This is a genomic window from Roseobacter cerffii (assembly GCF_054226325.1).
Genome location: NZ_CM135757.1, coordinates 1,690,331 through 1,708,033, shown reverse-complemented (window position 1 = coordinate 1,708,033; position 17,703 = coordinate 1,690,331). Strand labels below are relative to the sequence as shown.

The following is a 17,703-nucleotide window of genomic DNA, read 5'->3' as shown; positions in this document are numbered from 1 at the left end:
GTTGTCCGGCGCCGATCAGGCCCCGGCACGGCAGATCAGAACCGTGCGCTCTCGAGGTAGGCGCGCGTGTGAGCTGTGTCTTGCATCTTGTCGGAGGTCGGATCGACCTCGGCAGCCTCGGCCTTCTGGCCTCCGGCTGCCACAGCAACCGCCGCCGCAGGGGCCGCGGTGCCCGCCAATTTCAGAAAACTCCGGCGGCTCGTCTGGCCTTCGGTTTCTCTTTTCATCAGTCTTTCTCCCTTTCGTCTCTCCGGGCGGCGTCCCGCCCCTATGGCAGATCAGCCTGCCGTCAGTCTGAATGCTTCTTTCTCGATTTCCATGAAGGCGCGCCCGACGGCACCCACTCCGGCGTAGAAGATCGAAGATTTCGCGCCTTCTAGGTCCGTGTAAAAATGCACGGCCCAGGGCGAGATATGGTTGTTGAAGAAGGTGCTCTGCTGCTCGAGCCCAGCTGGCCCGCCAAAACGCCCGACGATCATGCCACCCATCATTTCCATCAGCGATGCCATGCTGTCTTCGGGTTCGAATGCGTTTTCCGCCCGTGTGATCTGCTGCGCGGCCATGTCCTTGCGCAGCTTGGCGAGCGGCTTTTCGTTGAGGAACCCCGTCAGATAGTAGCTGGCGTAAGGCAAAAGCTCACCCCGCCCCAGACCAATGAAGAGCGTTGTGAACTCGCGCTCGACCGCTTTGGGCGATGTGGACTTCGCGACGCGGGCCAGCCCGTTAATGGCCTGCCCCATGGTGCTGTCGTCCCCCTGCAAACCAGCAGTCTGGTCCAGCAGCATCTGATCCGCGGGGCGGGCCAACAGGAGCCCAAGATAGTTGTAGAGGTCCGCGCGCAGCCGGTCTTCCTCGGTGACGGCGATGGTATCCGCAGCAGCGCTCATGCGTCGGCCTCCTCAAAGCGGAATTGCATCCGGCGCGGTTTCGGGGTGGTAAACTCCTCGTTCTCGGCCTCAGCAACAACGGTCGCGGTGGTTTGGACCGGTTCTTCATGGTCCTCAGGCGCAACCTCGACCGTTTCGTCGTCGAGAACGTCCTCGTCTGCACGCGCGGCCTGCTCTTCCTGCCGCGCCATCTCTTCCAGATGGGACATCATGCCCTTGCCAACCTGATAGGCGGTCTGGATCGGGCCGCCCGCCAACATGGCGGCACGGAAGTCATCGTCATATTCATTCAGCCCATCGACGCAGGCCAGAACCGGATTGCTGCGCCAGAGCTTGCGCAAGGCCTTGTTGCGCAGATGGGTCGGCACGTCCTTGGCCATAAAGGCGGCGAAGTCGTCACCCGGCTGCATCGCATCCGGGTCCGGTAAACCCATCTCCTCAAGGACCGTCTCATCATCCTTTTCCGCCATCCCAGCCTGAACGGCTGCGGCCTGCGCGGCGTCCTCGGCGCGCGCATCTGCTTCGGCTTCGGCCTGAACAGCGGCGCGGCGGCGGGCCCAGAAAGACGAAACGTCGGTCATTCCGCCTCCTCCTGCATCCGCGCAGTTGGCGCCCGATAGACATCCGACACCTGCGCGATACGGGCGTCACCTATACCATCCTGTGTGCGATCGGTCCGATGCTTGTCGCGACGGCGTTTCACGAAGAGCTCTTCGAGATGGTGCTGGTCAACGAAGGATGTGACCCAATCCAGCACAGAGGCGGGCATCGGCACGCGCTCCACCATCTCTTCTCCGCTGTCAGAGTAATCCTGCGCCTCGTAAGGCGATGCAGTGACTTTCAAAACATGCACAGGCATGTCACCCGCCGACGGATCTTCCACATCGCGCAAGATCACATAGATCGATGGCACCGCCGCTTGCAACTCGTGTGCATACGCCTCCGTATCGGACACATAAAGCCAGAGATCATGTGTCGACGCATGATATTCGGCAACATCACCGTCCTCTCGCAGCAGTTTCCAAGACGCCCTTCCCGCGCCAGGCAGCACGGCTGTCGCGCGCCAAACCCACTTTGACCACGGCGTGATACCGGGGGACCGACGCATGACTACTCCGAGCGTCGCAGACTGCGACTCTGGATACACGACTCCCAAAACTTCTCCTTAAACGCGCACTGTTCTTGATATGACCTTACCAAATGATCTCCATTATCCTAGAAAAATCTGGACTCATCTCTACCCAATTAGTCGTAGATGACTTGGCGCAGCGTCTTGCATGGCAGCAAGCCCCTGAAATCATAAGGCTTTGAGCATCCTGCATTTTGCGAGTGCGGATAGCGCCAGCCGCGCAGGTACGGCGGGACTGCCCTACCCGGCCAGTCTGGCGTCGATTCCGGTTTACCCCGGGGGCAATTCCTGCCTTTCTATCAGCCGGCACCGATATAGGTGTTGAGGAGGACGACCTGCTGCGGCTGGGGGGATCATGACGAAAAAACTGCTGCTGTGCGACTGTCTGGGCAGCCAATCGATTGACGCGGAGGCCATCTCCGGCGCTACTGGTCTGGCCTGCACGAAAGTCATGACCCATGCCTGCGGCGCGCAGCTCACTCAGGCCGCGGAACATTTGTCGACGGGTGACGTGATGGTTGCCTGCCAGCAGGAAGCCCCATTTTTCCGCGACTTGGCCGATGAGGTTGATGCACCCGAACCGCGGTTTGTTGATCTTCGGGACCGCGCGGGCTGGAGTGATCAAGGCGCCGATGCGGCGCCCAAGATGGCAGCCCTTGCCGCTGAGGCTCTGCTGGACCCGCCGCCGGAACGGACAATTGATATCACCTCCTCCGGCGCCTGCCTGATCATCGGATCGGGTGAGACGGCACTGCAGGCCGCCGCGGATCTGGCCGACATCCTGGCCGTGACCGTGCTGCTGCCGCACCCCGAGGAGGTCAGCCCCGGTGGCGCCTTTGGTCTGGTCGCGGGGACGCTGCGCCGGGCCACGGGCAGCCTTGGGCAATTTGATCTGCGCATTGATCGCTTTCAGCAGACCATTGCGGGTGGGCGCGGTGCCGCCACCTGGACCGAACCAAAGGACGGGGGGCTCAGCAGCTGCGATCTCATCCTCGATCTGAGCGGAGATTCCCCGCTCTTCCCCGCGCCGGAAAAGCGAGACGGATACCTGCGCGCCGACCCGGGCAGCCAAGCTGCCGTTTCGAAGGCGGTCCTGACTGCATCGCAGATGGTGGGGACTTTCGAGAAGCCACTTTATGTCCGGCTAGAAGAACCGCTTTGCGCGCACTCCAGGGCGGAGCAACCCGCCTGCTCCAAATGTCTGGACGCCTGTCCAACCGGGGCCATCACCTCCGCTGGCGAACATGTGGCGATCGACCCGATGATCTGCGCGGGATGCGGTGCCTGTGCCGCGCTTTGCCCATCAGCCGCGATCACCTACGACGCGCCACCCGTCGCGACCCTCTTTGCCCGGCTCAATACATTGGCCAGCAAATTCCGCGCGGCAGGTGGGCACAATCCGCGCCTCCTCGTGCACGATGACTTCGGGGCCGAGATGATCTCGCTCTCCGCCCGCTATGGACGGGGGTTGCCCAGTGACGTGATCCCGCTCTCCATCTCCGCTCTCGCGAGCTTTGGGCATGCGGAGATGCTGGCAGCGCTCGCGACCGGCTTTGCGCATGTGTCGATCCTTCTGGCGCCGCGCAGTGATCGCGTTGTCCTGCAGCAAGAAGCCCGCCTGGCGGACGCCATTTCGGGCGCGGCCTCGGTCACCCTTATTGACGTCGCCGACCCCGATGCGCTCAGCGACATCCTCTATGACCAACACGCCGGCACCAGCATCACGCAGCCAGTCCTTCCGCTCGGCTCCCGGCGGCAGGTCACGCGTGTTGCTGCAAAAGCGCTGCAGCCCGACGCGGAGGTTGTCGCCTTGCCCGACACCGCACCCTATGGCGCGATTCTCGTCGATGAGGACGCCTGTACCCTTTGCCTGTCTTGCGTGTCGCTCTGCCCCGCCGGAGCCTTGGGCGACAATCCTGACAAACCGCAGTTGCGCTTTCAGGAAGACGCCTGTCTGCAATGCGGGCTCTGCGCCGCGATCTGCCCCGAGACGGCGATCACCCTGTCGCCGCAGCTCAACCTCACCGACGAGGCCTTCACGCAGCGGGTGCTGCACGAAGAGGAACCCTTTGCCTGTGTGGAATGCGGCAGCCTCTTCGGCTCGAAATCAACGGTCGAACGGATCATGGAAAAGCTCGCGGGCAAGCATGCGATGTTCTCCAATCCCGACACGGCGCGTATGATCCAGATGTGTGACAACTGTCGCATTCAGGCGCAGTACCATTCGGAGAACAACCCGTTTGCGAGCGAGGAGCGCCCCGCGGTGCGCACCACCGACGACTATCTCAGCAAGCGCAAGGATCACTGAACATGCAGCGGCGCACCCAGATCAGCCGGGCTCAACCCCGAAACATAGGCCAGGATCGCCTCGAGATCGGCTTCGGTCATCTCCAGCGGCACGATTGGCGGCGGCAAGCTCGGATCGAACGGGTCTGTAACCTCCGCGATTTGGGTAAAACTCGGATGCGGGTTGCGCAGATGGAAAGTGGCGAAGCGATCATCCCAGTCGGCAAGGGTGCGCAAGACCGCAAAGGACGGCGTGGCGCCCATGCCGTTCATGCGGTTGGTCTCATTGATCACATGACATCGCCCACAGAGCGCGAGCGACAGGCGCTCGCCCTGGACGCGGTCGCCCTCGTAGTCGAGCGTCACGGGCGCGGTCGCACCGACGGCTCGCGTGACGAAGCGGCTGTCATCAGCGGCTACGAAACTCTCAATAGTCTTGCGACCGACCTCCGACCGCAACCAGTCCGCAAAGCGCAGCGCCCGCGGGTCGCCGTCATGTTCAAGGGTCCAACCCTGCCCCAGCCCGTCGAACAAAGGGGTCTCGGTGGTCATGAACCGCATCTCGGCAGCGTCCGTTTCGGCGACCCGAAGCACACGCACACCAGTTTTCAGAGCAAAGCGCGGCACGATGTATTGTGCAAATCCGGATTGCTCCAAGGCCTCCGGCACCGCAAGGCGCAGGTCCTTCTCCGCCCCGACGGGCATAGCCAGCCAAATGATCAGCACCATCGCCAGCAGACGTCGCATCAGCCCCATTCCCCCCTGATGGCAAGTAGGTCAGACTAGAATCGCCCGAGCAAAGCCGTCAAGTTTCCTCAAAACCGCATCATGCAAAGGAGCCGGATCATGAGTGATGATTTCAACATGTCCATGCGCAAGTTTCTCAAACAGGTCGGCGTGACGTCGCAACAGGCCATCGAGGATGCCATGCGCCAAGCGGGCGACACCAGCGGACAGAGCTTCTCCGCCAAGATCGTGCTGACGGTCGATGGGCTCGATCTTGAACATGTGGTGACGGGCCAGATCACCGGTCGCGATGATGGTGCTGCCTGAATGGCACTGTCCCGAGACAGTGTGCTCGCTGCGCTGAAAACCGTGACCGACCCGATCTCGGGCTCGGATATCGTATCAGCCGGTCTGATCAAAGCGCTGACGATTGGCGAGACGGGTGATGTGCGCTTCGTGATCGAAGTCCCGCCTTCGCAGGCGCAGGCCTACACTGACGTGCAGCGCAGTGCCGAGGCGGTGGTCAAGGCGTTGAATGGTGTGGGCGCGGTCTCCGTCGTGATGACGGCGCACAGCACACCTGCTCCACCGCCGGACCTCAAACCGCAAAGAGCGGCCCCATCCGGCCCCCAGAAGATCCCCGGTATTGATCGCATCATTGCCATTGCCTCTGGCAAGGGCGGTGTCGGCAAATCCACCGTCGCGTCCAACTTGGCCTGCGCGCTTGCCGCGGAAGGCCGCCGGGTAGGCTTGCTGGATGCGGATGTCTACGGCCCCTCACAGCCACGCATGCTCGGCGTGTCGGGACGCCCGGCGTCACCGGACGGCAAGACTATCCTGCCCATGCGCAATTTCGGCGTCACCATGATGTCCATCGGGCTGATGACGAATGATGATCAGGCCGTGGTGTGGCGGGGCCCTATGCTTATGGGCGCGCTGCAGCAGATGATGAACCAGGTCCAGTGGGGCGCGTTGGATTTGCTGATTGTCGATCTGCCACCGGGCACGGGCGACGTGCAGATGACGCTGGCACAAAAGGCGCAGGTCGATGGCGCCATCGTGGTCTCGACGCCGCAGGACGTGGCCTTGCTGGATGCGCGCAAGGGCATCGACATGTTCAACCAGCTCGGAACACCGATCCTCGGGATGATCGAGAACATGTCGACGCATATCTGTTCGAAATGCGGGCATGAGGAGCATGTCTTTGGCCATGGCGGCGTCGCGGCGGAAGCGGAAAAGCTGAAGGTGCCGCTGCTGGCAGAAATTCCGCTGCATCTCGACATCCGGATGGCCGCGGACGGCGGGGCGCCCATCGTCGTCTCCAAGCCGGACAGCGCCCAAGCGCAGGCGTTCCGCTCGGTCGCTCGCGCGCTGGTGTCCGACGGCAAGGCATGAGAGCACCCCAGCTTCCACCCTTGTTCTCCGGCCTTGCGACGGCGGGGGCTGACCCGCGCGCCGCCGCCTGCGCCGAGGCGGAAAGGGGCTGCGACGCGGGGCTGGTGACCTATGATGTCACCCCCGAACGGCTCAGTGCCGCCGTTGTCTTTGCGCCCGAAGTACCATTGCGCCAGGCGATGATCATGCTGCCGCTCTGTGGTGTCGGATTTCAGAACGCGTTCGGCACACTCGCCCCGCCCGAGGTCTCGCTGCAACTGGAATGGTCAGGTGGCTTGAGACTGAATGGCGCTCGGTGCGGCGCGCTCGATATCAGCGCAGCGGTCCACGGTGCCGATGCAGTTCCAGATTGGATGGTTGTTGCGCTCTCACTAACGCTGTGGTCCGACGAGGAAGACACCGGGGTCACACCGGATGTCACCGCGCTCTCAGCGGAAGGCTGCAGCGAGATCGATCCGGTTGACCTGCTGGAAGCCTGGATGCGGCACACGCTGGTCTGGATCAACCGTTGGGACGAGGATGGCGTGAAACCCCTCCACACCGAGTGGACAGGCCTCGCCCACGGAATCGGCGACCCGATAACGCTAGACGGTTTGAACGGCACCTTCCGCGGCCTTGATGAAGACTTCGGTTTGGTCTTGCAGCAGGAGAGCGGAGCACAGATCATACCGCTCAGCCGAAACCTCAAGGACACGGTATGAAACTTGCCCGCGCCATCCACTTCGACGACAGCGACACGCGCGTCTTTCACAGCCCCGCGCGGACGGGGGAATGGTGTATCTCGGGCGGGTTCGAGTTCTCGAACTGGTCCGAAGGCGATCTGATCGGAAAAGCAAAGCAGGCGTTCACCAACGGCTGGATGGGGGTGGAGACCTTCGGGCGCGCGAGCTTCGTTGCCGTGACCCAGATCGAAGAAACCGAGCGCGACGCACTTGCCCGCGCGCTCGCCCAGCACTTCGTCGATATCTACGGCGCACCCTCGCTCGACGCAGCGATGGGCGTGGCGATGGAAGAGATCAACCAGATGATCGATCTCTGCGAGGATCAGGATTTCAACACGCTGCTCACCGTCACGCGCGAGTTGACCGAGGCGGGGGTGAAGGAAAGCTACCGGATGATCGAACCGCAGGAAGCGGGGATCGAACAATTCGCGATCCACGGCTCACTGGATGACGAGCCGCACCAACATTAAGATCACTCGGGCTTGGCGTTGAAGATAAAGAGCGTCTCACCGTTGATGGTGTAGCTGTTGATCAGCTCCGCCGCACGCGGGCCAGCAAGCCATTCCTCCAGCTGCAGAGCAAGGTCGTTGCGCACATGGCTGTGCCGCTCGGGATTGACGGCGATGAAGGCATATTGATTGAAGAGCGCCGGATCCCCTGCGTAGAGCAGTGCGAGCCCGGCCTTGTTGCCGAAATTCAGCCAACTGGCGCGATCTGCCAGGATGTAAGCATCAAGCCCGGCGGCGGTGTTCAGACTGGCGCCCATGCCCGCGCCGACCTCGCGGTACCAGTCGCCAAAGCTTTCCGCTGACAGCCCCGCCTCGGCCCATAGGGCCAATTCCTTCTTGTGCGTCCCGCTGTCATCGCCACGGCTGACGAAGGCCGGTTCGGTGGTGCCGATCCGCATCAAGGCGTCGGCAGCCGAGGCCGCTTCAGCAATACCAGCGGGATCAGCCGCAGGACCAATAAAAACGAAATCATTGTACATAATCTCTCTGCGGTATGTACCATATCCCTCGGCGACAAAGGCCTCTTCTGCGGCGCGGGAATGCACCAGGATCGCATCCACATCGCCTGCTTCGCCCAGCCGCAAAGCCTGCCCCGTTCCGACGACCAGCAATTGCACCTCAAGCCCCAGATCGTCGCGGATTGCGGGCAAAAGAACATCGGCAAGGCCGGAGTTTTCAAACGACGTGGTCACAGCCATTTTCATCTCCTCCGCCATAGCAGCGGTCCCGAGTGTCAGTGCCGTCAGTGCGGCCAGAATGCGGGGGATCATGCGATGATATCTCCTCTGAAGAACGCCTGCAGTTCGCTGGTCTGCGGTGCGCCGAAGAAAGCCTCTGCCGGACCTGCCTCATGCACCACCCCATGCAACATGAAGATAGCATCGCGCGCGAGGCGTTTGGCTTGACCCAGATCATGCGTGGTCATGATTATCCGGGTTTTTTCCGACAAAGCAGCCGATAGCAGGGATTCAATCGCGCGGGTCGAGGCGCCATCGAGGTTGGCGCAGGGCTCATCGAGGAACAGCACATCCGGCTTGCGGATCAGCGCACGGGCAATTGCGAGCCGCTGCTTCTCGCCTCCGGACAGCCGGGTCGCCTGGAGGCCCGCACGCTCCTCCAACCCGATCCGCCCGAGCCAGTCCGCAACGCGCGCTTGGATCTCCGAGCGCGACAGGCCCAGCAGCTGCAACGGATAGCGCAGGTTGTCGGCAACCGAGCGCCGCAACATGATAGGTGTCTGGAACACATAAGCCTGACGGTGGCGCGCCTCCTCGTCCTCGACCGACCAGCGAACCTTGCCTCCGCTCAGCCGTTCGACGCCATGCATGGCGCGCAGCAAGGTGGTCTTGCCGCTACCATTGGGGCCGATGATCATGGTCAGACCCTCGGCCCCTAGGCTCAGATCAACGGGGCCCAGCAAGCGCTTGCCGCGCCGCCGCACCGCCACATCGGTCAGGGTCAAAGGCAGGATGGTACTCACCAGCGCCCCTCCCGCTCGGTTCGCGACAGCCAATGGATGCTGATGTTGATCCCGATGGCGAGCGCGATCAGCACAAACCCCAGGGCAAGCGCCAAAGCAAAGTCGCCCTTGCCGGTCTCCAGAGCAATTGCCGTTGTCAGCACGCGAGTGGCGTTGTCAATGTTGCCGCCGACAATCATGATGGCCCCTACCTCGCCAATCGCGCGGCCAAACCCGGCGAGCGAGGCTGTGAGCAGATTGCGCCGCCCGTCCCAGATCAGCGTCTTGATCCGCTGCCAGCCGCTGGTGTTCAGCGAGATCAGCAGGTCGTGGTACTCGGCCCAGAGCTCGCGCATCGCCTGATGGGTGATCGAGGCGATCAGCGGGGTGATGATGATCACCTGCGCAATGATCATGGCGCTCGGGGTGAAAAGCAGCCCCAGCACACCGAAAGGCCCGGACCGGGACAACAGTATGTAAACAATCAGTCCCACCACGACCGGCGGCAACCCCATCAGGGCATTCAACAGTGAGATCGTGAGCCGCCGATAGCGAAACCGGCGAATGGCGAGGAAGGTGCCAAAGGGCAGCGCAATGGCAGACGCGATGACAAGTGCTGTCAGGCTCACTTGGAGGGAACGCAGTGAAATCTCCAGCAGATCCGCGTCCAACGCCACGACAAGCCAGAACGCGGACACCAGCCCTTCGTAAATGTCGTTCATGTCTCAGGCCGGTTCATCTGCCACGCGTTCAAAGCTCGGTTGCACCGTCCTAAGGCATGGCCTCGCCCTCTGCAATCCGATCAGACAAGCTCGGCATCTGTCATGATCTCGACCAGCGCGGGTCCCTTGTGATCGAGCGCGTCGCGGATTGCGCTCTTGAGATCACCCGCATCTGTCACCTTGACCCCATAGCCACCACAGAGACGCGCAAAGGCCGCGAAGCCCGGGTTCTGCAGATCAGTCTCCCAGACCGGCCATTCGCCCGAGCGTTGCTCTTTCGAGATTTTCCCGAGCTCGCCGTTGTGCAGCAGGATGTGGGTGATATCCATGCCGTATTTCACGGCGGTGGTGAATTCCATCGGGTACTGACCAAAGCCGCCGTCGCCCGAGATCGAGACAACCTTGCAGCCTTTCAGATCGTCCTTGTCTTGTGTTGCGGCCCAGGCGCCCATCGCTGAGGGCAGACCGAACCCGATGGAGCCGAGATAGCCCGACATCAGCACGCGCTGGCGGCCCTTGGTTTCGAGATAACGACCAAAGGAATAGGTGTTGTTGCCCACATCCACGGCGAAGATCGTGTTCTCCGGCACCAAACGGCCCAGCACGTCAAAGATGGCAAAGGAGTGAATGCCCTTGCCGAGATCTTCGTCCAGTCGATGCTGTTTCTCCCGCCGCCAGATCGCCCACCGCTCGGCCAGTTCAGCGATCTGATCCTCCGCATCCGGGTTTGTGCAGGGCGTTGCGCGCAGCGCCTCGCAGAATGCACCGACGTCGCCCCAGACCGGTAAGGCAACCGGGTGGAACTTGCCCAGCTGCATGCGCTCGTGATCAACCTGGATGATCTCCTTGCTGCGCTCGATCCCGGTGTGGTTGGAAAAGCTGGTGCCAAGGGCGAGGATCAGGTCAGATTCGTTCATGAACCAGCTGGCAATCGGCGTGCCCGACCGACCCAACACGCCACCTGCGCATCTGTGATCATCCGGCACGAGCCCTTTCGCCTTGAAGGTGGTCAGCACCGGCGCGCCCAGTGTCTCGGCGAGTGCTCCGATCTCGTCACGCACCGGATAAGCGCCGTGGCCGACCACGATGATCGGGCGTTTGGCGGCTTTGATCATCTGAGCGGCCTTGTCGATCTCGCTCTGCGCGGGGATCACCGGCGCCGCCGTCACCCGCCCCTGCGGCGCACTTGCGGGCTGATCGGAGGCATTGGTCTGCACATCATCCGGGAAGATCAGATGCGCCACGTTCTGCTCAACAATCGCCGTCTTGCAGGCAAGCGACGCAAGCTCAGCATGATTAGAGCTGCCGAGCACCGGTTGCGAAAAACTGGTGACCGCCTGGAAGGCTGAGAGCAGGTCAATGTCTTGGAACGCCCCCGGCCCCATCACCTGCGTCTGGACCTGTCCGGTCAGCGCCAGCACCGGCGCGCGGTCCACTTTCGCGTCCCAGAGCCCGGTCAGCAGGTTCGTGGCCCCCGGCCCTGCGATGGTCAGGCAGGCCGCCGGGGTGCCGGTGAGCTTGCCATAGGCCGAGGCTGCGAAGGCGGCAGCCCCCTCATGGCGAATGCCGAAGTAGGACATCTTGCCATCCACGACGGCCAGCCGGATCGCATCCGAGAGACCGAGGTTCGAGTGCCCCACCATGCCAAAGACTGACTGCACGCCCCAGTTGGTCAGCGTCTCCACCATCACATCCGTCACGGTCCGTTCATGCGGCGGTTCCGGCTCGATCCCCACGAAAATCTCGCCGTCCCGGATGTCCACGGGATACATCTGCTGGCCGGTGTCCTCATGCCCGCCCGGCGGTTTGCCGGTCAGCGGGTCGAAATCCCATCCGTGCCACGGGCAACGGATCCAGCATTTGTCATCAATGCCTTTTTCGATAGAGCCTTCGCCCAGCGGACCGCGCTGGTGTGGGCAGTGGTTGTTCATGGCCGCCCATTGCCCATCGAAATGGACAAGACAGATCGAGGTGGTGCGGGCCGTGACCGTCTTCACCCGGCCTTCGGGCAGGTCCCCAGTGTGTCCGACGCTGATCCAGTCGAGGGTGTCGTCACTCATGTGGCTCTCCTGTCTGGGGTGGCTTGGTGAGTTTGTCATGGATTTTCTGGGCAAGGCTCAGGATCGCGAAACACCCCAGAGCCCAGATCAGCAATTCGAAGGGGGCGGCGTTGGTGCCGCGCAGCCAAAAGGTGACGAGATCGCCCTGTGGCCTCAGCGCCTCCCAGCCAAAGAGCCCTGGCCGTTCCCAGAGCGACAAGTACCAGAAGCGCGAAAGATAAAAGAACACCGTGGCGAGGAAGGCCACCAAGATCAGCATGAGAACACGGCGCATCAGTCCAGCACCTCCAGCGTGTCCGGATCCATCCGCAGAACGAGAAGATCACCGCGCCGCTCTACCTCGCCTTCCAGCGAGACGAATTGCGCGACAAAATGATAGGCCGCGTCCGGCAGGTGCCCGCCATCGGGGCCGGTGACCAACAGGAACTCGGACCCGTCGACCGGTTGCGTGGAAACAAAGACCGGCGGCACCTTTCCAAGCAGACAGAGGTTGGCGCAGGCCTTGTGCGCCAGACCACGTCCGGGCCGCATAGCACCGGCGAGGCATTTGCCATCGCAGATCTCACCGGCAAGCTTCCAGCGCCCGAGCGGAACGGTGTCCATCTGAGGGGCCTCACCCTCTGCCGCGCTGATCCCATTTTCACCGCCCCGCAGTTGCAGCATATCGAGCGCGCCGCGCTGCAGAAGCGTGCCCGAGACCTGCGCAAGCTGTCCATCCAGCGGGATCGCGCGGCTCTCGACGTTGGTCTTGCCCCCCCCGGCCAGCATCAGCGTGTGACCCTCCGGGATCCGCTCGTTTCCTTCGGTCACGCGCAGAAGTGGATAGGGCGTCAGCTCGACAACTCCGGTGACCGTCTGGCGACCATAATCGAAGCGGAATGCGCCTTCACCCGGATCATCCTGCGCCACCCCAAGTGCCAGTCCAAAGCCCGCGAGGCCGGAGATGAACAGCACGCAGATCGCGAGCAACACCCCGCGCAGAGCCTTTGGTGCGGGGAGGTAGCCGACAAAGAAAGGCGGGCGATTCTCGCTCATCGGGTAACTCCTTCCGGCACCGCGACCGGCTCGACATAGGTACCAGGCGGATTGGCGCGTGGATCGACCAGCACAGCCGACCCTTCGGTCTTCAGGTTGTAGGTTGGGATTTTCTCAGTGAAAGGCGCAGGCGAGCGGCCATTGGTGACATCGTACTGAAACCCGTGCCACGGGCAGGTCACCAGGCAGTCGATGATCTGCCCCTCCCCAAGCGGTCCGTTCTGATGCGCGCAAGCGTTTGATATCGCACTGAGCTTGCCTGCGTTCAAGTAGACAGCAACGCGTTCGCCATTGGCCAAGAGTTTGATCTTGGCAAAACCCTCCGTCATCTCGGACACATCGCAAACGGGTACCCATTTCGCCGCCTCTGCGGCAAGCGCTCGGTCCGTGTGCCGATCCTTCAGCGCCGCCATCAGATGCAACGCGCCCACAGTTGCCGCCCCACCGATGAAAATCACAGTGAAAACGTGGTTCTGCTGGTCCTGCAGGATGCCAAAGGAGACATGCGCCACGACCGACAGATAGGCGGGATAGATCAGGTAATGGATGCGTTTCCAGACCGGCGGGCTGAGGAATTTCATCCAGAAATCATGACTCGTCGCCGCCAAAAGGGTCAGTGTGAAGAGCGCGAAGATCCCGAATACCTCAAAGGGGAAACCGGCAAGCTGGCCGTAGCTCGTGTTGGCAAAGAGCAGAGCCTCATACTTGTTTGATGAGGAAAAGGCGAAGTACCAGTCGACGATGTAGCCCGCGTGGGTGATCGCCACGAAGGCGGTCATGACACCAAAATGCCGTCGGTTGTAGAGCAGCGGCAGGAACCGCGGATCGAGCCGCGCCAGCGGGCCGATACACAGGATCACTGTCAGCATCACAAAGGCACAGGCGCCGAAGGCCCGAGCGTTGTGCACCTGCGCATTGATCGGACGCTCGTGGCTGAGGATGCCGGGCGCCGCATAGAGGAACACGTAGAGAAACAGCCCAACGCCGAGCAGCATCACCGCATCGTAAATGTATTTGTTAAGGTTCCACTGAACCGGGATGTATTTGACGCTCATTGTGCAGCCTCCGCAGGCGCGGATATCTGCACAGGCGCGATATCAGATGGCCAGCTCTGCCGCTGGCTGAGACCCGCCAGAATGATCACACAGATGCCGATGGGCAGCAGCCACCCGACCGTGAAATGCGACTTACGAGGTGGGTCGTAGCGGCGGGCCCACCGCTCGCGCCCGCTCTCATAGAGATACCAGCGCCAGAGCACGAGCGGCCAGATCACCAACACGCCGGGAATGAGCAGCGGTCGAAAAATGTAGGCCTCGCGCGCATCTTCATCGATCCGGTCCATGCCGATGGTGAGGAACAGCGCCGCGACCACCGCGCCGATACTGCCCCAGATGCGCAGCGCCATGAGGATTGCTTCGGCTTGGTTCATCTCCCTGGCGCTCCGCTCTTTGCTAGGTGAGGCGCGCTCAACGTCTCACCCGAAAACTGCACGCATTTGGGGTCTGCGACCAAATCACAATTTCAAAATTTGCCCCGCCGCTTCGGCGAATTGCAGCCTATGTGGTTTTTGCACGTCACCGTGCCTTGTCGATCACCCGCCGCGCTTTTCGCCGAATGTCGGGCCATTTTTCACAGCCCGGACCCCAGCCCGCACGATGGCAACAATGGTCAGCAACGTCATCGCCCAGAAGAACCAGGTGATCGGCCCTCGCACGAGGATCGAAGGGTCGCTGCCCGACATCAGCATCGACTGGCGGAAATTGTCCTCGAGCAGCGGCCCGAGGATGAAGGCAATCAGGAAGGGTGCTGCAGGAATGTGATAGCGGACCATAAGAAAGCCAATCCAGCCCATCACAAACATCACGCCCACGTCGAAGATATTATTGTTCACCGCGAAGACACCATAGATGCAGAGCACCAGAACCGCCGGGATCAAGATGCGTTTGGGGATGTCGGCCACGTATTTGAAACCGCGGATTGCAATCGTGCCGATGAAGAACAGGAAGACCGAACTGACGATCAGACCAATGAACAGCCCGTAGATGATATCGACATTCAGAATGAACATCATCGGGCCGGGCTGCAGCCCGTGGATCATGAACGCGCCGATGATGATCGCGGTGATCACATCGCCGGGCACACCAAGGGCCAACAGTGGGATCAGAGTGGCCCCCGCCACCCCATTGTTGCCGGCCTCGGATGCGGCGACGCCTTCAATCTCGCCTTTGCCAAAGTTGTCGCGGTTCTTCGACGTGCGGCGCGCTTCGGAGTAACTCAGAAAGGCTGAGGGCGCAGCCCCAATGCCAGGGATGGAACCGAGGAATACCCCAATGAAGCTGCCCCGCACGATGGATTTGAAGCTGCGCCGGTATTCCCCGAAGGTCACCCAGTTCTTGCCGAGTGACCGGGCTTTACCCACATGCGCGGTGGGGTGCCAAACCATCGCGAGGATTTCTGGGATCGCAAAGAGCCCGATCAGCACGGCGATGAAATTCAGCCCCCCCATCATGTTCGGATCACCAAAAGTGAAGCGATTGGTGCCATAGACAAGGTCGAGCCCAATGGTCGCGAGCAGCAGGCCCAGAAGCGCCGAAAGCGCACCGCGCAGCAGGCTCTCGCCCGATACGCCTGCGATGATCGTCAGGGAAAACAGGATCAGCGTAAAGAACTCTGGCGGCCCGAAGCTCAACGCAAACGACGCCAGCCACCCCGCAAAGAGGATGAGCGACATGTTGGAGATCACATCCGCCGTGCAGGACGACCAGAGCGCCATGCCCAGCGCCCGACCGGCCTCACCCTTCTCGGCCATCGGATAGCCATCGAGGATCGTGGCGGAAGACGCCGGTGTTCCGGGCGTCTTGATCAGGATTGCCGGGATTGATCCGCCAAAGATGCCTCCCTTGTAAACCCCGAGCAACAGCAGGATGCCGGTGATCGGCTGCATCGCGAAGGTAAAGGGCAAGGTCAGCGCCACGGCCATTGTCGCCGACATGCCGGGAATGGCGCCCCCAATCACGCCAATAGCCACCCCGATGAACAGCGCCAGGAAGGATTCGATGTTTCCAACGAGGCTGAGCCCGGCTGCGATACTGTCGAGAAAGCTCATGGCAACCTCAGGTAGTTGCCCTGCGGGATCGCCACCCCGGCGACATGGGCGAAGAAAGCGTAGAGCACCAGCGGGATGATCACCGCACAGATCAGCGCTGTGACGGGGTGTCGCGTGCGCACGAGGAAGGCCGTGGCGACGAAAATCAGCATCGAGGTCAGCACCATGCCGAGCCGGGGCAACAGCACCATCGTCAGCCCCATGATCACGGCCATCCCGGCAAGGCGCAGCCACGCCGTGCCGGGCTCTTCGCTGGCCTCGTTCAACGGGTCATCATCCCGCTCAAGACGCAGGCCCGAGAAGAGCAATCCGCATCCGGTCAGCCCCGTCAGACCAGCCAACGCATAGGGCCAGAACAGCGGCGACAGAATGATGTTACCCACATTGCTGGGCGACGACACCCATTGCGGAATGCCATAGAGCGCCAGAAAAAGCGCTGCAAAAAGCGCGCCGACCCCCAGACGCAATTGCACCTGCCGTTGTGTCACTGGCTCCCCTCCAACCCTATTCCACGCGACAAAAAACGCCGGGCGGCCTGACTGCCCGGCGTCTCTCCACATCTGCTGCGCAAGGCGATGGGCCTAGCCTTCAATCCTCATACCCAGATCGTCAACAAGTTTGCGGAACGTCTCGTACTGTCCCTGGATGAAAGCGTTGGCATCTTCTGGCGACATGAGCTCGATCACAGAGCCCCGCGCAGTCATCTTCTCAAGGAACTCCTGGTCCGCCGTGGCGCTCGCCATCCACGTGCCCCACTTCTCTGCCACATCATCCGGCAGACCATCCGGGCCCGCGATACCGGTCCAGCCTACCAGCTGGTGCAGCGCGGGTTTGCCAAGGTCAGCCGCCGTCGGCACATCAAAGCCCGCAACAGGCTCCGCCGTGGTCACCATCAAGGGGACGAGTTGCTTGTTCGCCACGAAGCTGGCGATGGCCGAAGAGTTGGTGCAGAGAAACGTCGCCGTACCGTTCAGCACCGCCGTGGCTGCCGCGCCGCCGCCCTTCTGCGGGATATGCGTGGTCTTGGTCAGCGGCTCCTCGACGCCGAACTCCGACAGCACCATGACAGCCGCCAGATGCAGGAGCGAGCCGACACCGGAGGAGGAATAGGTCACCCCGCCCTCATCGACCTTGGCGATCAGGTCTTCCATGGATGTGATGCCCGAAGACGGGCTGACTGCACAGGCAACCGGATTGATCTCATAGACGGTGACAAAGCGGAAATCATCGAGCGTATAGGGCAGCGTCGCCTTCATCGCCGGGTTCACCGAATGCGAGCCCACGCGCGCAAAGAGCATGGTGTAGCCATCTTCCTTGGCGTTCTGCACAGCGACAGACCCGGTCGCACCGCCCGCACCGGTGACATTCGCCATCACCAGCGGCTTGCCCACCGCAGCGCCCAACGGCTCTGCGATCGTGCGGGCAGAGATGTCCGTCGCCCCGCCCGCGCCATAGGGAATGACCATGTTAATCGGCCGCTCGGGATACTCCGCAACAGCAGCCCCGGCCAAGCCCAGGGTCAAGGCGCAGACCGCGCCGAGTGTCTTGAATGTCATCGTTTTCCTCCCAGTCGTGTCTTGTTTCCGGACCGTTCCGGGCCAAGCCGACGGCACCCTTGACAATTGGTAACCTTAAGGCATGCTTTATAGAAGTAATAATGCATTACA

General features: G+C 61.9%; 21 protein-coding genes. 5 read left to right on the top strand and 16 right to left on the bottom strand.

Annotated elements, in window-relative coordinates; all coding sequences use genetic code 11:
• Window positions 1-35 precede the first annotated feature (35 nt).
• The 4 genes from ACVC7O_RS08340 to ACVC7O_RS08325 are packed head-to-tail and all read right to left on the bottom strand — an operon-like array spanning window position 36 to window position 1,995.
• Complete coding sequence (locus ACVC7O_RS08340) at window positions 36-227, bottom strand: twin-arginine translocation signal domain-containing protein (RefSeq protein WP_458325625.1); 192 nt, start codon at window positions 225-227, stop codon at window positions 36-38.
• Between the two features lie 51 nt (window positions 228-278).
• Window positions 279-887, bottom strand: a complete 609-nt coding sequence (locus ACVC7O_RS08335) for a TorD/DmsD family molecular chaperone (protein WP_458325624.1) — start codon at window positions 885-887, stop codon at window positions 279-281.
• Window positions 884-1,468, bottom strand: a complete 585-nt coding sequence (locus ACVC7O_RS08330) for a DUF3306 domain-containing protein (protein WP_458325623.1) — start codon at window positions 1,466-1,468, stop codon at window positions 884-886. Before ACVC7O_RS08330 ends, ACVC7O_RS08335 begins: the two co-directional genes overlap by 4 nt.
• Window positions 1,465-1,995: a DUF3305 domain-containing protein gene (locus tag ACVC7O_RS08325; protein WP_458325622.1), complete on the bottom strand. Its 531-nt coding sequence runs from the start codon at window positions 1,993-1,995 to the stop codon at window positions 1,465-1,467. Before ACVC7O_RS08325 ends, ACVC7O_RS08330 begins: the two co-directional genes overlap by 4 nt.
• A 376-nt stretch (window positions 1,996-2,371) precedes the next feature.
• Here ACVC7O_RS08325 and ACVC7O_RS08320 point away from each other — a divergent pair, with 376 nt between their 5' ends.
• Entirely contained in the window at window positions 2,372-4,324 is a 1,953-nt protein-coding gene (locus ACVC7O_RS08320; RefSeq protein WP_458325621.1) for a 4Fe-4S binding protein, read from the top strand.
• On the opposite strand, the gene ACVC7O_RS08315 is transcribed toward ACVC7O_RS08320, so the two are convergent.
• The gene (locus ACVC7O_RS08315; RefSeq protein WP_458325620.1) at window positions 4,318-5,049 is read right to left on the bottom strand and encodes a c-type cytochrome; all 732 of its coding nucleotides are present in this window, start codon (window positions 5,047-5,049) and stop codon (window positions 4,318-4,320) included. The genes ACVC7O_RS08320 and ACVC7O_RS08315 overlap by 7 nt on opposite strands.
• A 99-nt stretch (window positions 5,050-5,148) precedes the next feature.
• On the opposite strand from ACVC7O_RS08315, the gene ACVC7O_RS08310 reads away from it, so the two are divergent.
• From ACVC7O_RS08310 to ACVC7O_RS08295, 4 genes are read left to right on the top strand one after another with little or no spacing between them, the layout of a single operon-like run.
• Window positions 5,149-5,355, top strand: a complete 207-nt coding sequence (locus ACVC7O_RS08310) for a DUF6494 family protein (protein WP_458325619.1) — start codon at window positions 5,149-5,151, stop codon at window positions 5,353-5,355.
• The gene (locus ACVC7O_RS08305) at window positions 5,356-6,423 is read left to right on the top strand and encodes an Mrp/NBP35 family ATP-binding protein (protein WP_458325618.1); all 1,068 of its coding nucleotides are present in this window, start codon (window positions 5,356-5,358) and stop codon (window positions 6,421-6,423) included.
• Window positions 6,420-7,124: a DUF4444 domain-containing protein gene (locus ACVC7O_RS08300; RefSeq protein WP_458325617.1), complete on the top strand. Its 705-nt coding sequence runs from the start codon at window positions 6,420-6,422 to the stop codon at window positions 7,122-7,124. The genes ACVC7O_RS08305 and ACVC7O_RS08300 overlap by 4 nt, the downstream gene beginning before the upstream one ends.
• A complete protein-coding gene (locus ACVC7O_RS08295; protein ID WP_458325616.1) occupies window positions 7,121-7,615 on the top strand; it encodes a DUF6505 family protein in 495 nt (164 codons plus the stop codon). Before ACVC7O_RS08300 ends, ACVC7O_RS08295 begins: the two co-directional genes overlap by 4 nt.
• 2 nt (window positions 7,616-7,617) lie before the next feature.
• Here ACVC7O_RS08295 and ACVC7O_RS08290 read toward each other — a convergent pair whose 3' ends face one another.
• The 11 genes from ACVC7O_RS08290 to ACVC7O_RS08240 all read right to left on the bottom strand — a co-directional run bounded on the left by ACVC7O_RS08290 (window position 7,618) and on the right by ACVC7O_RS08240 (window position 17,592).
• On the bottom strand, window positions 7,618-8,424 hold the full coding sequence (locus ACVC7O_RS08290) for a substrate-binding domain-containing protein (RefSeq protein ID WP_458325615.1): 807 nt from the start codon (window positions 8,422-8,424) through the stop codon (window positions 7,618-7,620).
• Entirely contained in the window at window positions 8,421-9,137 is a 717-nt protein-coding gene (locus tag ACVC7O_RS08285) for an ATP-binding cassette domain-containing protein (protein WP_458326058.1), read from the bottom strand. Before ACVC7O_RS08285 ends, ACVC7O_RS08290 begins: the two co-directional genes overlap by 4 nt.
• A complete protein-coding gene (locus ACVC7O_RS08280; RefSeq protein ID WP_458325614.1) occupies window positions 9,131-9,835 on the bottom strand; it encodes an ABC transporter permease in 705 nt (234 codons plus the stop codon). Before ACVC7O_RS08280 ends, ACVC7O_RS08285 begins: the two co-directional genes overlap by 7 nt.
• Before the next feature lie 80 nt (window positions 9,836-9,915).
• The gene (locus ACVC7O_RS08275) at window positions 9,916-11,895 is read right to left on the bottom strand and encodes a thiamine pyrophosphate-binding protein (protein WP_458325613.1); all 1,980 of its coding nucleotides are present in this window, start codon (window positions 11,893-11,895) and stop codon (window positions 9,916-9,918) included.
• Complete coding sequence (locus ACVC7O_RS08270) at window positions 11,888-12,169, bottom strand: hypothetical protein (protein WP_458325612.1); 282 nt, start codon at window positions 12,167-12,169, stop codon at window positions 11,888-11,890. Before ACVC7O_RS08270 ends, ACVC7O_RS08275 begins: the two co-directional genes overlap by 8 nt.
• On the bottom strand, window positions 12,169-12,930 hold the full coding sequence (locus ACVC7O_RS08265; protein WP_458325611.1) for a hypothetical protein: 762 nt from the start codon (window positions 12,928-12,930) through the stop codon (window positions 12,169-12,171). Before ACVC7O_RS08265 ends, ACVC7O_RS08270 begins: the two co-directional genes overlap by 1 nt.
• Window positions 12,927-13,985: a Rieske 2Fe-2S domain-containing protein gene (locus ACVC7O_RS08260; RefSeq protein ID WP_458325610.1), complete on the bottom strand. Its 1,059-nt coding sequence runs from the start codon at window positions 13,983-13,985 to the stop codon at window positions 12,927-12,929. The genes ACVC7O_RS08265 and ACVC7O_RS08260 overlap by 4 nt, the downstream gene beginning before the upstream one ends.
• Entirely contained in the window at window positions 13,982-14,359 is a 378-nt protein-coding gene (locus ACVC7O_RS08255) for a hypothetical protein (RefSeq protein WP_458325609.1), read from the bottom strand. The genes ACVC7O_RS08260 and ACVC7O_RS08255 overlap by 4 nt, the downstream gene beginning before the upstream one ends.
• Window positions 14,360-14,521: 162 nt before the next feature.
• The gene (locus tag ACVC7O_RS08250; RefSeq protein WP_458325608.1) at window positions 14,522-16,036 is read right to left on the bottom strand and encodes a tripartite tricarboxylate transporter permease; all 1,515 of its coding nucleotides are present in this window, start codon (window positions 16,034-16,036) and stop codon (window positions 14,522-14,524) included.
• Complete coding sequence (locus tag ACVC7O_RS08245) at window positions 16,033-16,524, bottom strand: tripartite tricarboxylate transporter TctB family protein (RefSeq protein ID WP_458325607.1); 492 nt, start codon at window positions 16,522-16,524, stop codon at window positions 16,033-16,035. The genes ACVC7O_RS08250 and ACVC7O_RS08245 overlap by 4 nt, the downstream gene beginning before the upstream one ends.
• Before the next feature lie 93 nt (window positions 16,525-16,617).
• The gene (locus tag ACVC7O_RS08240; protein WP_458325606.1) at window positions 16,618-17,592 is read right to left on the bottom strand and encodes a Bug family tripartite tricarboxylate transporter substrate binding protein; all 975 of its coding nucleotides are present in this window, start codon (window positions 17,590-17,592) and stop codon (window positions 16,618-16,620) included.
• Window positions 17,593-17,703: the final 111 nt, after the last annotated feature.

What these genes read in the sequence shown, in the direction of transcription:
- ACVC7O_RS08305 (WP_458325618.1), top strand. Translation starts at nt 5,356, where the DNA reads ATGGCACTGTCCCGAGACAGTGTGCTCGCTGCGCTGAAAACCGTGACC.
- ACVC7O_RS08315 (WP_458325620.1), bottom strand. Translation starts at nt 5,049, where the DNA reads ATGCGACGTCTGCTGGCGATGGTGCTGATCATTTGGCTGGCTATGCCC.
- ACVC7O_RS08275 (WP_458325613.1), bottom strand. Translation starts at nt 11,895, where the DNA reads ATGAGTGACGACACCCTCGACTGGATCAGCGTCGGACACACTGGGGAC.
- ACVC7O_RS08265 (WP_458325611.1), bottom strand. Translation starts at nt 12,930, where the DNA reads ATGAGCGAGAATCGCCCGCCTTTCTTTGTCGGCTACCTCCCCGCACCA.
- ACVC7O_RS08290 (WP_458325615.1), bottom strand. Translation starts at nt 8,424, where the DNA reads ATGATCCCCCGCATTCTGGCCGCACTGACGGCACTGACACTCGGGACC.
- ACVC7O_RS08320 (WP_458325621.1), top strand. Translation starts at nt 2,372, where the DNA reads ATGACGAAAAAACTGCTGCTGTGCGACTGTCTGGGCAGCCAATCGATT.
- ACVC7O_RS08330 (WP_458325623.1), bottom strand. Translation starts at nt 1,468, where the DNA reads ATGACCGACGTTTCGTCTTTCTGGGCCCGCCGCCGCGCCGCTGTTCAG.
- ACVC7O_RS08255 (WP_458325609.1), bottom strand. Translation starts at nt 14,359, where the DNA reads ATGAACCAAGCCGAAGCAATCCTCATGGCGCTGCGCATCTGGGGCAGT.
- ACVC7O_RS08310 (WP_458325619.1), top strand. Translation starts at nt 5,149, where the DNA reads ATGAGTGATGATTTCAACATGTCCATGCGCAAGTTTCTCAAACAGGTC.
- ACVC7O_RS08325 (WP_458325622.1), bottom strand. Translation starts at nt 1,995, where the DNA reads ATGCGTCGGTCCCCCGGTATCACGCCGTGGTCAAAGTGGGTTTGGCGC.
- ACVC7O_RS08270 (WP_458325612.1), bottom strand. Translation starts at nt 12,169, where the DNA reads ATGCGCCGTGTTCTCATGCTGATCTTGGTGGCCTTCCTCGCCACGGTG.
- ACVC7O_RS08250 (WP_458325608.1), bottom strand. Translation starts at nt 16,036, where the DNA reads ATGAGCTTTCTCGACAGTATCGCAGCCGGGCTCAGCCTCGTTGGAAAC.
- ACVC7O_RS08240 (WP_458325606.1), bottom strand. Translation starts at nt 17,592, where the DNA reads ATGACATTCAAGACACTCGGCGCGGTCTGCGCCTTGACCCTGGGCTTG.
- ACVC7O_RS08300 (WP_458325617.1), top strand. Translation starts at nt 6,420, where the DNA reads ATGAGAGCACCCCAGCTTCCACCCTTGTTCTCCGGCCTTGCGACGGCG.
- ACVC7O_RS08260 (WP_458325610.1), bottom strand. Translation starts at nt 13,985, where the DNA reads ATGAGCGTCAAATACATCCCGGTTCAGTGGAACCTTAACAAATACATT.
- ACVC7O_RS08280 (WP_458325614.1), bottom strand. Translation starts at nt 9,835, where the DNA reads ATGAACGACATTTACGAAGGGCTGGTGTCCGCGTTCTGGCTTGTCGTG.
- ACVC7O_RS08335 (WP_458325624.1), bottom strand. Translation starts at nt 887, where the DNA reads ATGAGCGCTGCTGCGGATACCATCGCCGTCACCGAGGAAGACCGGCTG.
- ACVC7O_RS08295 (WP_458325616.1), top strand. Translation starts at nt 7,121, where the DNA reads ATGAAACTTGCCCGCGCCATCCACTTCGACGACAGCGACACGCGCGTC.
- ACVC7O_RS08340 (WP_458325625.1), bottom strand. Translation starts at nt 227, where the DNA reads ATGAAAAGAGAAACCGAAGGCCAGACGAGCCGCCGGAGTTTTCTGAAA.